The organism is Acidovorax facilis, from assembly GCF_050626955.1.
Taxonomy (GTDB): Bacteria; Pseudomonadota; Gammaproteobacteria; order Burkholderiales; family Burkholderiaceae_C; genus Acidovorax; species Acidovorax facilis.
In genome coordinates this window covers 1,363,419-1,377,726 of record NZ_CP192460.1, presented here as the reverse complement: position 1 = coordinate 1,377,726, position 14,308 = coordinate 1,363,419, and the positions used below count along the sequence as shown (strand labels likewise).

The window sequence follows — 14,308 nt, the reverse complement described above, 5'->3', positions numbered from 1 at the left end:
GCAAGCAGCCATTTTTGTCACTATTTTTGGTCTGAGAACCCGAAGCCACCGCCGCCCGGCGTGTGGATTTCAAACACGTCGCCCGGTTGCATCTCGGCCTGGCCGATGTGGTCCAGCAGTTCCACGCGGCCATCGCTGCGCACCACCTTGTTGATGCCCACGGCCCCCGGCTGGCCACCCGCCATGCCAAACGCGCCATGGTGGCGGCCGTTCGACAGGATGCTGGCCGTCATCGGTTCCAGAAAGCGCACCCGGCGGATGCCGCCGTCGCCACCCTTCCACTGGCCCGCACCGCCCGAGCCCTTGCGGATCTCGTAGCCCTCCAGCCGCACCGGAAAGCGGAACTCCAGCACCTCGGGGTCCGTCAGGCGCGAATTGGTCATATGGCACTGCACGACGCTGGTGCCGTCAAACCCGCCCACGAGCTGCCCGTTCGCATCCCACACGCCACCCGCGCCGCTGCCGCCCGAGATGGTCTCGTAGTACTGGTAGCGCGTGCTGCCAAAGGTGAAGTTGTTCATGGTGCACTGCCCCGCCGCCATCAGGCCCAGCGCGCCATACAGCGCATTGGTGATGCAGGTGGAGGTCTCCACATTGCCCGCCACCACCGAGGCTGGCGGATTGGGGTTGAGCATGCTGCCGGGCGGGATGATGACGTTGAGCGGCTTGAGGCACCCAGCATTCAGCGGAATGTCGTCGTCCACCAGCGTGCGGAACACATACAGCACCGCCGCCATGCACACAGCCGTGGGCGCGTTGAAGTTGTTGGTCTGCTGCGGGCTGGTGCCGGTGAAGTCGATGGTGGCGCTGCGGCTTTGCGCATCCACATTCACGGCCACGCTGATCTGCGCGCCGTTGTCCAGCGGCAGCGTGAACTGGCCGTCCTTCAGGCGGGTGATCACACGGCGCACGGATTCCTCGGCGTTGTCCTGTACGTGGCGCATATAGGCCTGCACCACATCCAGCCCAAACTCGCCCACCATGCGGCGCAGCTCCTGCTGGCCTTTCTCGTTGGCGGCGATCTGCGCGCGCAGGTCGGCCATGTTCTGTTGCGGGTTGCGCGAAGGGTACTCGCCGCTTTCCAGCAGCGCGATCATCTCCGCCTCACGCAGCACACCGCGCTCCACCAGCTTCACGTTGTTGATCTGCACGCCCTCTTCCTCGATGCGTGTGGAGAACGGCGGCATGGAGCCGGGCGTGGTGCCGCCCACATCGGCATGGTGGCCCCGGCTGCCCACATAGAACGTGGGCGTGGCCTCGTCGGCGATGTAGACCGGCGTGATGACCGTGATGTCGGGCAAGTGCGTGCCACCGTGGTACGGGTCGTTGAGCACGAACACATCGCCGGGCTGCATCTTGCCCGCGTTCTCACGGATCACGGTTTTAATGCTCTCGCCCATCGAACCCAGGTGCACCGGCATGTGCGGCGCGTTGGCGATGAGGTTGCCTGCGGTGTCAAACAGCGCGCAACTGAAGTCCAGCCGCTCCTTGATGTTCACCGAGTAGGCCGTGTTCTGCAGCTGCAGCCCCATCTGCTCGGCGATGTTCATGAACAGGTTGTTGAACACCTCCAGCAGCACCGGGTCCACCGTGGTGCCCACGGCATGCTGCACGGCGCGCGCCACGCGGCGGTTGAGCAGTAGGTGGTCCAGCTCGGTCAGTACGGCCTCCCAACCGGGCTCTACGATGGTGGTGGCGTTCTTCTCGGCAATGATGGCCGGGCCGGGGATCACATCGCCGGGGCGCAGATCCTCACGCACCACCAGGGCGGCGTCGTGCCATGCTGCAACGCCATCCACCCCGCCGGTGTACATGCGCACAGTGCTGCGGCGCGGCACCTCGCGCGCAGGTTGCAGCGTGTGGCGCGGCTCCACGGGCGCATCGCCGGGCACCACGGCCTCGACGGACACGGCCTCCACCACCAGGCCCTTGCCCTGCATGAGGAACGCAAAACGCTGGCGGTAGGCGTTCTCGAACGCGGCGGTGATTTCGGCCAGCGAGCCCAACGGCACGATGAGCGCCGAGTCGCTGCCCTCGTAGCGCACATGCACGCGGCGGTGCACCACGGCTGTGCCCGCGCCCACCTGCTGGCGCTCCAGCTCGGTGCGCGCGGTGGTGGCCAGCTGCTCCAGCGTGGCTTCGATGCCTGCGAGCGCTTCGGGCGCGAGCTTGGTTTCCACCGCCTGTTCGCGGATCACGTTCTGGTCCGCCAGGCCCATGCCGTAAGCACTGAGCACGCCCGCCAGCGGGTGCACAAACACGCGTGTCATGCCTAAAGCATCGGCCACCAAACACGCATGCTGGCCGCCCGCGCCCCCAAAGCATTGCAGCGTGTAGCGCGTCACGTCATACCCACGCGCTACGCTGATCTTCTTGATCGCGTTGGCCATCTGCTGCACGGCGATCTGGATGAAGCCATGGGCCACGTCTTCTTGCGAGCGGCCGCTTTGCACCGCCAGCTGCGCAAACTTCTGCCCCACCACATCGCGATCGAGCGCCTCGTTGGCTGCGTGGCCAAACACCTTGGGGAAGTGCGCGGGCTGGATCTTGCCCACCATCACGTTCGCATCGGTCACGGCCAGCGGGCCGCCCCGGCGGTAACTGGCAGGGCCGGGGTTCGCGCCCGCGCTTTCGGGGCCGACGCGGAAGCGTGCGCCGTCAAAACCCAAGATAGAGCCGCCACCAGCCGCGACGGTGTGGATGCTCATCATCGGCGCACGCATGCGCACGCCCGCCACCTGGGTCTCGAACTCGCGCTCGAACTCGCCCGCGTAGTGGCTCACGTCGGTGCTGGTGCCGCCCATGTCAAAGCCGATGACCTTGTCGTGGCCCGCCAGGCCTGCGGTGCGCGCCATGCCAACGATGCCGCCTGCGGGGCCTGAGAGGATCGCGTCCTTGCCCTGGAACACCTGCGCATCCGTGAGGCCGCCCGACGACTGCATGAAGAACAGCTTCACGCCTGGCATCTCGCTGGCCACCTGGTCCACATAGCGGCGCAGGATGGGCGACAGGTAGGCATCCACCACCGTGGTGTCACCCCGGCTCACCAGCTTCATCATGGGGCTGGTGGCGTGGGATGCACTCACCTGTGTGAAGCCCGCTTCGCGCGCAATGCGGGCGGCGGCTTCTTCGTGTGCGGTGTAGCGGTAGCCGTGCATGAACACGATGGCCGCGCTGCGCAGGCCCGCGTCGTAGGCCGCCCACAGGCGTTCTTTCAGGTGCGCTTCGTCCAGCGGCTCAATCACCTCGCCCCGTGCGCCCACACGCTCCTGCGCCTCGATCACGCGCTCATACAGCAGCTCGGGCAGCACGATGTGGCGGTCGAACAGACGCGGGCGGTTCTGGTAGGCGATGCGCAGCGCGTCCTTGAAGCCCTTGGTGGTGATGAGCAGCGTGGGCTCGCCCTTGCGCTCCAAGAGCGCGTTGGTGGCCACGGTGGTGCCCATCTTCACGCATTCCACCAGCTCGGGCGTCACGGGCTCGCCGGGCTTCAAACCGAGCAGGTGGCGGATGCCTGCGACAGCCGCGTCCTTGTACTGCTCGGGGTTCTCCGACAACAGCTTGTGCGTGACCAGCGTGCCGTCCGGCCGCTTGCCCACCACGTCGGTGAAGGTGCCGCCCCGGTCGATCCAGAACTGCCAGCGGGACATGGGTGAAACTTGGTGGGACATGAATAACTATCTTTTTGATAGCTACCAGCGCTTATCAGATAAGCGCTAGAGCACGGTTTTATTCAAAATTCTGCGCCGATCAAAGGGATGCCGCCGAGCGCGCCGCCTGGTCGTACATGCCTGAGAGCACACGCAGCAACCGGGCCAGCTCGCCGATGTCGCGGTTCAGCGCGTCGTCGGCTTTCAGGGCGTCGATCAGGCAGCTCTCGCGGATCTCGCGGTAGCGCTGCACGTAGGCGCGGCCCACATCGGTGGCAGCGTAGGTCACTTCCTTGCCGTTCTTTTGCGAGGCCACGACGCCCAGGTTCTGCAGCTTTTTCAGCGCATAGTTCACCAGGTGCGTGTCTTCCACATTCATGATGAAGCAGATGTCGGCAAGGCGTTTGTCGCGCGCGCGGTGCGTGACATGGTGCAGAACCACCACGTCGAGCGGCGTCAGGTCCTTGAGCCCCGCCGCCGCCATGCAGTGCACCACCCAGCGGTGGAAGGCATTGCCCGCCACGATGAGGCCGAACTCGAACTCGCTCATTTCTGCGCTCTGGGCCGACACCAGGTGTGCTGATGACACGATGGGGCCGGAGTCGGTTTTGGCCTTGGGCTTGGCGTCAGATTTCATGGCGGGTTCGGGCCTGTGGGTTCTGTCATTGGCACGGGATATGCATGGGGCATTGTAGGCAAGTCGATGGTAATTTGTTGGCAATTTGTCAGCGTTTAGGCAAAACACCTATCGCAATCGGATCGGCTTCCGATACAGTGATTTGTTACATCCAACCTTGTACATCCAACCCTGCGGAGCAATATCCATGAAGCGTCGAATCTTCCCCGTGACCGCACTTGCCCTGACCCTGGCGGCGGGCCTGTCTGCCACCTCGGCATTCGCCCAGACCAAGTGGGATCTGGCAGCCGCCTACCCAGCCACCAACTTCCACACCGAGAACATGGTGCAGCTGGCCGGCGATGTAGACAAGGCCACGGGGGGCAAGCTCAAGATCACGGTGCATGCCAACGCCGCGCTGTTCAAGGCGCCCGAAATCAAGCGCGCGGTGCAAGGCGGCCAGGCGCAGATGGGTGAGATCCTGCTGGCCAACTTCCAGAACGAATGGCAGCTGTTTGGTGTGGACGGCCTGCCCTTCCTGGCCGACAGCTACGACGCCTCCAAGAAGCTCTACGCCGCGCAAAAGCCGTTCCTGGAGAAGAAGCTGGCCGAACAAGGCATGGTGCTGCTGTATGCCGTGGCCTGGCCTCCCCAAGGCATCTACACCAAGAAGCCCCTGGCCTCGGCCGCCGACCTCAAGGGCATCAAGTGGCGCGCCTACAGCCCCGCCACCGCCCGCATTGCCGAACTGGTGGGCGCACAGCCCGTGACGGTGCAGGCCGCAGAGTTCTCGCAGGCCCTCGCCACGGGTGTGGTCGAATCGACGATGACCTCGGGCGCCACCGGTGTGGACAGCAAGCTGTACGAGCACCTCAAGTTCTACTACGACACCCAGGCCTGGCTGCCCAAGAACGCCGTGCTGGTGAACAAGAAGGCGTTTGACGCGCTGGACAAGCCCAGCCAGGACGCCCTCCTCAAGGCCGGTGCCGACGCCGAAGCACGTGGTTGGGCTGCCAGCGCCAAGGTCAATACCGACACCATCGCCAAGCTCAAGGCCAATGGCATGGCGGTAGAAGCGCCGCCCGCCGCCCTGAAGGCCGACATGGCCAAGGTCGGCGACACCATGCTCAAGGAATGGCTGGACAAGGCCGGTCCTGAGGGCAAGGCGCTCATCGACGCCTACCGCAAGTAAGCCCGGGCACCTGCGCAATGCGTCGTCTGCTGGACTTTCTGTACGACAGCGCCGCCGCCCTGGCGGCGCTTTTTATGGTCGGCCTGCTGGGCATGGTGCTGCTGTCCATCGCCAGCCGGCAGTTCCACTTCCACGTGCCGGGCACGGATGCCTACGCAGGCTATCTGATGGCGGCTGCGGGTTTTCTGGCGCTGGCCCACACCTTGAAGCGCGGCGAACACATCCGCGTCACGCTGCTGCTCAACTTTTTGAAGGGCGGGGCCAAGAAAGCCTTTGAGATCTGGGCCCTGGCCATTGCCACGCTGCTGGCCGTGCTGTTTGCGGTGTACAGCTGCAAGCTGGCTTGGCAATCGCACGAGTTCCACGACATCTCCACCGGCAGCGATGCCACCCCCCTGTGGATTCCCCAGATCGCCATGGCCGTGGGCACGGTGATTCTGGCCATCGCCTTCATCGACGAGCTGGTGCTGGAGGTGATGAACAAACGCGCCGACGCCCATCCCGGCGAAGCCTTGCGCAATGAATAAGACAACCAGGTCCACCTACCATGAGTGATCTCGCCATTACCGGCCTGCTGGTCCTGTCGCTGTTCCTGATCCTGGGCAGCGGTGTGTGGATCGGCCTCACCCTCTCGGGCGTCGCCTGGATCGGCATGCAACTGTTCTCGTCGCGCCCAGCGGGCGATGCGATGGCGGTGACGATCTGGGGCAGCGCCTCCAGCTGGACCTTGACCGCCCTGCCCCTGTTCATCTGGATGGGGGAAATCCTGTTCCGCACCCGGCTGTCGCAAGACATGTTCAAGGGGCTGGCCCCCTGGGTGCAGGCGCTGCCGGGCCGCCTGCTGCACACCAACGTGGTGGGCTGCACGATTTTTGCCGCCGTGTCGGGGTCGAGTGCCGCCACCTGCGCCACCATTGGCAAGATGACACTGCCCGAACTGACACGCCGGGGCTACCCTGAGCACATGGTGGTGGGCACCCTGGCCGGTGCCAGCACGCTGGGCCTCTTGATCCCGCCGTCGATCATCATGATCGTCTACGGCGTATCGGCCGAAGTGTCCATCTCGCAGCTGTTCATTGCGGGCGTGCTGCCGGGCATTCTGCTGGCGGCCTTGTTCTCAGGCTACATCATGGTCTGGGCGCTGCGGCACCCCGACCAGATTCCCGCCGCCGACGTGCGCCTGACCTTTGCGCAAAAGCTGGCCGAGTCGCGCAGCCTGATCCCTGTGGTGCTGCTGATTGCAGCGGTGTTGGGCAGCATCTACACCGGTTTTGCCACGGCCACCGAAGCCGCAGCCGTGGGTGTGGTGGGCTCGCTGGTGCTCTCGGCCGTGCAGGGCTCGATGAGTTGGAGCACATTCAAGGAATCGCTGATGGGGGCCACGCGCCTGTACTGCATGATCGCGCTGATCCTGGCCGGTGCCGCGTTTCTCACGCTGTCCATGGGCTATATCGGTCTGCCGCGCCACCTGGCTGAATGGATTGCGTCGCTGGGGCTGAATCAGGGGCAGCTCCTCGTCGCGTTGGCCGTGTTCTTCATCATTCTGGGCTGCTTCCTGGACGGCATCTCCATGGTGGTGCTCACCATGGGCGTGCTCATGCCCACGGTGCAGGCTGCGGGCATCGACCCCATCTGGTTCGGCATCTTCATTGTGCTGGTGGTCGAGATGGCGCAGATCACACCGCCCGTGGGCTTCAACCTGTTCGTGCTGCAAGGAATGACGGGCCGGCAGCTGCCCTGGATCGCCAAGGTGGCCCTGCCCATGTTCCTGCTGATGTGCGCGGCCGTGGCGCTGCTCTATATCTTCCCCGGCATCGTCACTTGGCTGCCGCAGCAGATGGCGGCGCGCTGAGCCGCCGGCATACGAAACGGGTGTGGTCCAGACCAGGGTCACTCCGTTTTGCTCTTTTGGGGGAAGGCGCGAAGCGACCCAGGGGGACTTCATTTGCTGTGACAATCCCCCCATGCTCAATGTTCTGGCCATCTGCATCGGCGCCTGTGTGGGCGCACTGGCGCGCTGGCGCCTGGGCCTGTGGCTCAGCCCGGGCGGCTTGATTCCCTGGGGAACCCTGGCAGCCAACCTGATGGGCGGTTATCTCATCGGCGTGTGTGTGGCTGTTTTTCACGCCCTGCCCCAGATCGATCCCGTCTGGCGGCTGGCCTTGGTCACGGGTTTTCTGGGCGCACTCACCACGTTCTCCAGCTTCTCGGCCGAGGTGGTTGAAATGTTGATGGTGCAACGCTACGCCATGGCCCTGGGCACTACAGCACTGCACCTGTTCGGGTCGCTATGCCTGACGGCGCTTGGCATACAAAGTGCTTCATATTTCATAGCAGCCCGCGCATTGTAGACTTGCCCAAGGGCCCATTTTTCTCTACACCTCATCCTCCATTGCATTACGCTGCCCAAGCCGGTGGCCGCAGCATTCGCCCCACCCCTTTTCCCCCACAGACCGACACGAAGAGTCTCTTATGGACGCCAATACCCAACTCAACGAACGCCGCCTGGCCGATGCCTGGGCGGAACTGCAGAACCACGCAGTCAACGGCAACCCCTTGCACGCAGACGCATATCGCCTCGCGTTTGCCGACCCGGAATTCCTGTTCCGCCGCGAGACACGCGGCATCCGCTTTCAGCTGGAAATGCTCAAGCCCGACCTGGGCCAGGCCGAGCAAGGCATCGAGAACACCGTGGTGGTCTACGGCAGCGCCCGGTTTGTGGCACCCGACGAGGCCTCAGCCCAGTTGGCCGAGGCCGAGGCCAGTGGCGACGAGGTGCGCCTGCAGCGTGCCCAGCAGGCCGTGCGCAACGCCCGCTACTACGACCTCGCCCGCCAGTTCGCCAAGGTGGTGGCGGAATACAGCGAGCACCAGCGCCCCGCAGACCGCATCTACATCTGCACGGGCGGCGGCCCCGGCATCATGGAGGCCGCCAACCGGGGTGCCCACGAAGCCGGTGCACTGAACGTCGGCCTGAACATCGCCCTGCCCCACGAGCAAAGCGGCAATCGCTTCATCTCGCCCTCGCTCTCCTTCAAGTTCCACTACTTCGCGCTGCGCAAGATGCACTTCATGATGCGCGCCAAGGCATTGGTGGCCTTCCCGGGGGGTTTTGGCACGCTGGACGAACTGTTCGAGGTGCTCACGCTGGTGCAGACCAAGAAAGCCAAGCCCGTGCCCATCGTGCTGTTTGGCACCGACTACTGGAGGCGGCTGATCAACTTCGAGGTGCTGGTGGAAGAAGGCACGATCTCCGCCCAAGACCTCAAGCTCTTTCACTACACCGACGACCCGCAAGAAGCGTGGGAGCTGATCAAGTCGTTCTACCAGCTGTAGGCCTTTCTTTGCCTACTGGCTCCGCACGGCAAGCGGCACTCAGCGCGGCCCCTGCCCCGGCTGTTTTTTCTCGCCCCCGATGCGCCACGCCAGCCGGGCGCCGCCCAGGCCTGCGGCGCCCACCCCCCAGAACAGGCCGCTCACGCCAATCACCGCCCCGGCCGATCCGAACATCAGGGGCATCAGCACGCTGGATGCGTTGATGGCCATGAGGCGCAGACCCAGAGCTTCGCCCTGGCGATGTGAGGGCGTGATCTGGTGCAGCAGGCTCATCACCATGGGCTGCCCCGTGCCCAGCACCAGGCCTAGCAACACCGAGCACAGCCCCATGGCCCAGGCGCTTTGCAGCATGGGGTACACCGCAAACAACACGGCCGTCACCAGCATGGCGCCGGCCATTACGCCCCGCTCGCGCAAGTGCTTGGCCACAAAGGGCATAAGCACGCGGATCACAGTGGCCGCAATCGCAAACGCCCCGAAGATGGTGCCAATGACCGCCGCCGACAAGCCGCGCTCATGCCCCAGCAGCGGCACCGCAAAGGCATGCACATCCCAGCACGACGAGATGAGCCAGTTCACGATGAGCAGGCGGCGAAACGGTGGGTCGTTCAGCAGATCCCAGGCACGCTGTGGCGGGCCATCTTTGGCGGAGGCTGCAGCCGCAGCGGGCAGATCCTGCGTGCTGCGCACACACCACCAACTGACCAGGGGCAGCAACGCCAGCAACGCAAAGGCCGCGCGGTAGCCTTCCAGGCTGCCCGGGGTGGTACCCGCATGGTCGATGGCCAGCCCCGCCGCAAATGGGCCGATGAAGTTGGACACCGCCGGGCCTATCGACAGCCAGCTGAACACCTGCTTGAGTGCGGTGGCGTCATGCACGGCGCGGCCCGCGTGGCGTTGCACGGCAATGGTGGCGCCCCCTGCGCCGGCGCCAGTCATCAAGGCCGCAACGCACAAGACCGCATAGGTCGGAAACACCACCGCCAGCCCAGCGCCCATGCACGCCACAGCCACCGAATAAGCCATCGGGCGCTTGAGGCCGTGGCGGTCTGCAAACCGGCCCGCAGGAAGGGCCAGAAACACCTGGGTGAGCGCGAACAGCGCCACCAGAAACCCCACCGCTGCCACGCTGTAGCCCTCGCGCAGCGCGAGCAGGGGCGCGGCCAGCCGCATGCCAGCCATGCTGCCGTGCACACAGATCTGCGCGGCAATCAGCCGGGCCAGTGCCCAGTTCACAGCGGATCGTCCTCGGGGTCCAGCCCCGGCAACGGCACGGTGGTGGCCCCTGGCGCAGGCAGGTCCTGCACATCCCGCAGGCGCTTCTGGATGGCGCGGGTGCGCACGCCCACCTCGTCAAACTTCTTGGCGGCGGCGTCGATGGATTTTTTGGTGGCCTCCACCACATCGCCAAACTTGGCGAACTCGGTCTTGACCATGCCCAGAAGGCTCCACACTTCTGACGAGCGTTTTTCAATCGCCAGCGTCTTGAAGCCCATCTGCAGGCTGTTGAGCATGGCGGCCAGATTGGCCGGGCCTGTGATCATCACGCGGCAATCGTTCTGCACGGCCTCGACCAGGCCGGGACGGCGCATGACCTCGCCAAACAGGCCTTCGGTGGGCAGGTACAGCACGGCAAAGTCGGTGGTGTGTGGGGGCGAGACGTACTTCGCGAAGATCTTCTTGGCTTCGAGCTTGATCGAGGTCTCGAACGCATTGCCCGCAGACAAGATGGCCGCCTTGTCGGCCGCGTCCTGCGCATCCATCAGGCGCTGGTATTGCTCCACCGGGTACTTGGAGTCGATGGGCAGCCACACCGGGTGCTCGTCGCTCTTGCCCGGCAGGCGGATGGCAAATTCCACCAACTCATCGCTGCCTGGCACGGTCTTGACGTTGCGCGCGAACTGCTCGGGGGTAAGCACGTTGTCGATGATGGCGCCGAGCTGCATTTCGCCCCAGGTACCGCGCGACTTCACGTTGGTCATCACACGCTTCAAGTCGCCCACGCTGCCGGCCAAGGTCTGCATCTCGCCCAGGCCCTTGTGCACTTGTTCGAGCCGGTCGCTCACCAGCTTGAAGGATTCGCCCAGGCGCTGCTCCAGCGTGGCGTGGAGCTTTTCGTCCACCGTGCGGCGCATTTCTTCGAGCTTGGTGGCGTTGTCGGCCTGGATGGCGGCCAGGCGCTCGTTGAGCGCCGTGCGCAGTTGTTCGGCATTGTGCTGGCTGCCCTGCACCAGCCCGGTGAGCTGCTGCGACACCGCGTCTTGCAGCACCGCAAACTGGTTCTTGATCTGAAAGCTGTTGGCTTCGAGCTGGTCTTTGAGCGCTTGCGACATCACCCCCAGCTGCGACTGGGTGTCGCTCTTGAGCGAATCGAGCGTGAGGCGCGTGGCTGCGTCCAGGGCCGTGAGGCGCTGCTCCAGCCGCGCCTCGAACACGCCAAAGGCGGCCAACAGCTCAGCACGGCCGTTGCGCGATTCGGCCACCGCCTGCGTCAAACGCTCATCGACCGCGTGGCGCAGCCCCTCCAGCGTGGTCTGCGTGGTTTGGGTGAAGCCGCGCAGTTGCTGGCCCATGCCATCCAGCGCGCCATCGTTCTTGGCCACGGCCAGCTGGGTGGCCTGAGCAGTGCGCTCCAGTGCCTGCAGGCGGGCCAGCCATTCGGGCGGCAAATCCACGCGGGGGCGACGCAGCGCCAGCAGCGCGAGCGCGATGAACACCAGGGCCAGTGCGGCCAGCAGAACGAGGGTATCGGTAGTCAAGGAAGGATTACTATGGTTTCGATAGCTGCCAGCGCTTATCTATCAAGCGCTAGCGGCCAATTTCTCTTAATAGATCCGGCGTTACTGCGCCCGCAGGCCAGGCACGGGCTGGTTCACCGGAGTGAGGGGGGCACGCCCGCCCAAAAAGGCAATCAGGTTGTCCGCCGCCAGGTTGGCCATGGCGCGGCGCGTGGGCACCGTGGCGCTGGCGATGTGGGGCGTGAGCACCACGTTGGGCACGGTGAGCAGATCGGGGTGCACGCTGGGCTCGCCTTCAAACACATCCAGACCCGCCGCGGCAATGCGGCCTTCGCGCAGCGCCACGGCCAAAGCCGCGTCGTCCACAATGCCGCCACGCGCAATGTTGATGAGGGTGGCCGTGGGCTTCATCAGCGCCAGTTCGACCGCGCCAATGGTGTGGTGCGAGGCTGCGCTGTACGGCACCACCAGCACCACATGGTCGGCCGTGCGCAGCAAGTCTTCCTTGCCCACGTAGGTGGCCTTGCATTCGGCTTCCAGGTCAGCCGACAGGCGCGAGCGGTTGTGATAAACCACCTTCATGCCAAAGCCATGCGCGCCGCGCTTGGCAATGCCCTGCCCGATGCGACCCATGCCGATGATGCCCAGCGTGCTGCCGTGGATGTCGCTGCCCGCGAACATGTCGTAGCTCCACTTCGTCCACTTGCCAGCGCGCAGGTAATGCTCGCTCTCGGTCATGCGGCGCGCCGTGGCCATCAAGAGCGCAAAGCCGAAGTCGGCCGTGGTCTCGGTCAGCACGTCGGGGGTGTTGGTGCCCAACACGCCCGCCGCCGTCATCGCGTCCACATCAAAGTTGTTGTAGCCCACGGCCATGTTGGCGCAGATTTTGAGACGCGGCGCCGCAGCCAGCAGTGCGGCATCCACGCGCTGGCTGCCGGTGGTCAGCACTCCGTCCTTGTCCATCAAGCGCGCGGCCAACTCGGCTGGGGTCCAGATCACGTCGTCGGGGTTGTCCTCCACGTCGAAGTGCGCGCGCAGGCGGTCCACGATGTCGGGGAAGATAGCTCGGGCGACCAGGATGCGGGGTTTGCTCATGAATCTTCAGTCTCCAATGTATCGATACGGCTGCCGTACCTTGTAACTGGCGCGGCCCGCACCAGCGGCCACCGTGCAAGGGTAGCCCCGCCGCACTGGTGGCGTCCCCCTTCCCATCGCGCAGCGATGAGAGAAGGGGGAAGCGGCGCGCCGCTCAAGGGGATGGTCACTACCTAAACCAGATGAAAGTCATGACGACAAACAGCGGCACCAGGATGCCCCCCGACCACAGCATGTAGCCAAAGAAGCTGGGCATCTTCACGCCCCGGTCTTCGGCGATGGCCTTGACCATGAGGTTGGGTGCGTTGCCGATGTAGGTGTTGGCCCCCATGAACACGGCCCCTGCCGAGATGGCAGCCAGTGTGGGCGCCAGGGTGGTCATCAGCACGGCAGGGTCGCCACCGGCAGTGTTGAAAAACACGAGGTAGGTGGGGGCGTTGTCCAGGAACGAGCTCAGGGCACCCGTGGCCCAAAAATACATGGCCGGGTCGGGCGAACCATCTGCGCGGGTCACGGCCGACACAACGGCGCCAAACGGACCGTTGACGCCCGCCTTGAGCATGGCGATAACCGGGATGATGGTGAGAAAGATGCCCGCAAACAGCTTGGCCACCTCTTGCATCGGCCCCCAGCCGAACTGGTTGTCTTCATGCACCTTCTTGGGCGTGAGCCACAGGGATACAAAGGTGACGATGACCAAACCGACGTCGCGCACGATGCCAGGCAGGCCAACGTCGGTGCCCGCGATGTTGAACACCACCGACGACTTCCAGAAGCCGCTGACCAGCACCAGCGCCACCACCACGCCCAGCAGGGCAAAGTTGACCTTGCCATCAAAGCCGATGGCCCGGCTGTCGGGTGTGGGGTCGGCCGTGACCACCTCTTCGCTGCGGCGGTAGTACCAGGAATCGAGCACAAAGAAGATGACCAGCAGCGCCCCCACGAGGAAAAGCGTTTCCTGGAAGATGTGGCTCACCGTCCAGAAGAAATCCACGCCCTTCAGGAAGCCCAGGAACAGCGGCGGATCGCCCAGCGGCGTGAGCGAGCCCCCGGCGTTGGACACGATGAAGATGAAGAACACCACCACATGCGCCACATGCTTGCGGTTGTCGTTGGCGCGGATCAGGGGGCGGATCAGCAGCATGGACGCCCCGGTCGTGCCCATGAAGCTGGCCAGCACGGCGCCAATGGCCAGGATGGTGGTGTTGAGCCCCGGGCTGCCATGCAGGTTGCCGCGAATGAAAATCCCGCCCGCCACCGTGAACAGCGCAGTCAGCAGGATCACAAACGGGATGTACTCCGCCACCAGCGCATGCACCAGGCTCACGCCCGCCATGCCGGGGCCGAATGTGATGGCAAACGGCACCAGAAACGCCAGCCCCCAAGCTGCCGCCACCTTGCCAAAGTGGTGGTGCCAGAAGATCGGCGCCAGGAGCGGCATGAGGGCAATCGACAGCAGAATGCCCGCGAATGGAACGCCCCAGAGGACGGACAGCGTGCTGCCATCGATGTCGGCGGCCAGGGCCCAGCCGGGCAGTGCCGCCAAAAGACCGGCCACTGCCAGCCCGCGCGAGAGTTTCATGGGTTGTGTCTCCATCCAGTTATAAAAATCGGGTCGCCTCACGGCGGTTTGACGTACTTCACAGCACATCGCGGCACTTCACGGAACCTCTGGGCGCTT

The 14,308-nt window shown here is 64.7% G+C and carries 11 protein-coding genes; 5 read left to right on the top strand and 6 right to left on the bottom strand.

Annotation, left to right across the window (positions count from 1 at the left end):
- Positions 1-20 precede the first annotated feature (20 nt).
- Together ACQ4MJ_RS06255 and ACQ4MJ_RS06250 are read right to left on the bottom strand one after the other, a co-directional pair.
- Positions 21-3,671, bottom strand: coding sequence for a hydantoinase B/oxoprolinase family protein (locus tag ACQ4MJ_RS06255; RefSeq protein WP_431149531.1), 3,651 nt, complete (start codon positions 3,669-3,671; stop codon positions 21-23).
- 79 nt (positions 3,672-3,750) lie between these two features.
- Positions 3,751-4,287: a winged helix DNA-binding protein gene (locus tag ACQ4MJ_RS06250; RefSeq protein ID WP_055402539.1), complete on the bottom strand. Its 537-nt coding sequence runs from the start codon at positions 4,285-4,287 to the stop codon at positions 3,751-3,753.
- A 187-nt stretch (positions 4,288-4,474) separates the two neighbouring features.
- Between ACQ4MJ_RS06250 and ACQ4MJ_RS06245 the strand changes: the two genes are divergently transcribed.
- From ACQ4MJ_RS06245 to ACQ4MJ_RS06225, 5 genes are all read left to right on the top strand, one after another.
- On the top strand, positions 4,475-5,458 hold the full coding sequence (locus ACQ4MJ_RS06245) for a TRAP transporter substrate-binding protein (protein WP_055402541.1): 984 nt from the start codon (positions 4,475-4,477) through the stop codon (positions 5,456-5,458).
- A gap of 17 nt (positions 5,459-5,475) precedes the next feature.
- Positions 5,476-5,985, top strand: a complete 510-nt coding sequence (locus ACQ4MJ_RS06240) for a TRAP transporter small permease (protein ID WP_121420420.1) — start codon at positions 5,476-5,478, stop codon at positions 5,983-5,985.
- Between the two features lie 20 nt (positions 5,986-6,005).
- Positions 6,006-7,310 carry a TRAP transporter large permease gene (locus ACQ4MJ_RS06235; protein WP_121420421.1) on the top strand — a complete coding sequence of 435 codons (1,305 nt, stop codon included), beginning with the start codon at positions 6,006-6,008 and terminating at the stop codon, positions 7,308-7,310.
- Positions 7,311-7,422: 112 nt separating this feature from the next.
- Positions 7,423-7,809: a fluoride efflux transporter CrcB gene (gene crcB / locus ACQ4MJ_RS06230; RefSeq protein ID WP_431149532.1), complete on the top strand. Its 387-nt coding sequence runs from the start codon at positions 7,423-7,425 to the stop codon at positions 7,807-7,809.
- A gap of 121 nt (positions 7,810-7,930) precedes the next feature.
- A complete protein-coding gene (locus ACQ4MJ_RS06225; RefSeq protein WP_431149533.1) occupies positions 7,931-8,794 on the top strand; it encodes a TIGR00730 family Rossman fold protein in 864 nt (287 codons plus the stop codon).
- A gap of 39 nt (positions 8,795-8,833) precedes the next feature.
- On the opposite strand, the gene ACQ4MJ_RS06220 is transcribed toward ACQ4MJ_RS06225, so the two are convergent.
- The 4 genes from ACQ4MJ_RS06220 to ACQ4MJ_RS06205 all read right to left on the bottom strand — a co-directional run bounded on the left by ACQ4MJ_RS06220 (position 8,834) and on the right by ACQ4MJ_RS06205 (position 14,209).
- Positions 8,834-10,030 (bottom strand): MFS transporter, encoded by a 1,197-nt coding sequence (locus ACQ4MJ_RS06220; RefSeq protein WP_431149534.1) that lies wholly within the window; start codon positions 10,028-10,030, stop codon positions 8,834-8,836.
- Positions 10,027-11,553, bottom strand: coding sequence for a DNA recombination protein RmuC (rmuC, locus tag ACQ4MJ_RS06215; protein WP_431149535.1), 1,527 nt, complete (start codon positions 11,551-11,553; stop codon positions 10,027-10,029). Before rmuC ends, ACQ4MJ_RS06220 begins: the two co-directional genes overlap by 4 nt.
- 81 nt (positions 11,554-11,634) lie before the next feature.
- Positions 11,635-12,627 (bottom strand): 2-hydroxyacid dehydrogenase, encoded by a 993-nt coding sequence (locus tag ACQ4MJ_RS06210; protein WP_431149536.1) that lies wholly within the window; start codon positions 12,625-12,627, stop codon positions 11,635-11,637.
- Between the two features lie 169 nt (positions 12,628-12,796).
- Positions 12,797-14,209 carry a sodium:proton antiporter gene (locus ACQ4MJ_RS06205; RefSeq protein WP_431149538.1) on the bottom strand — a complete coding sequence of 471 codons (1,413 nt, stop codon included), beginning with the start codon at positions 14,207-14,209 and terminating at the stop codon, positions 12,797-12,799.
- Positions 14,210-14,308: the final 99 nt, after the last annotated feature.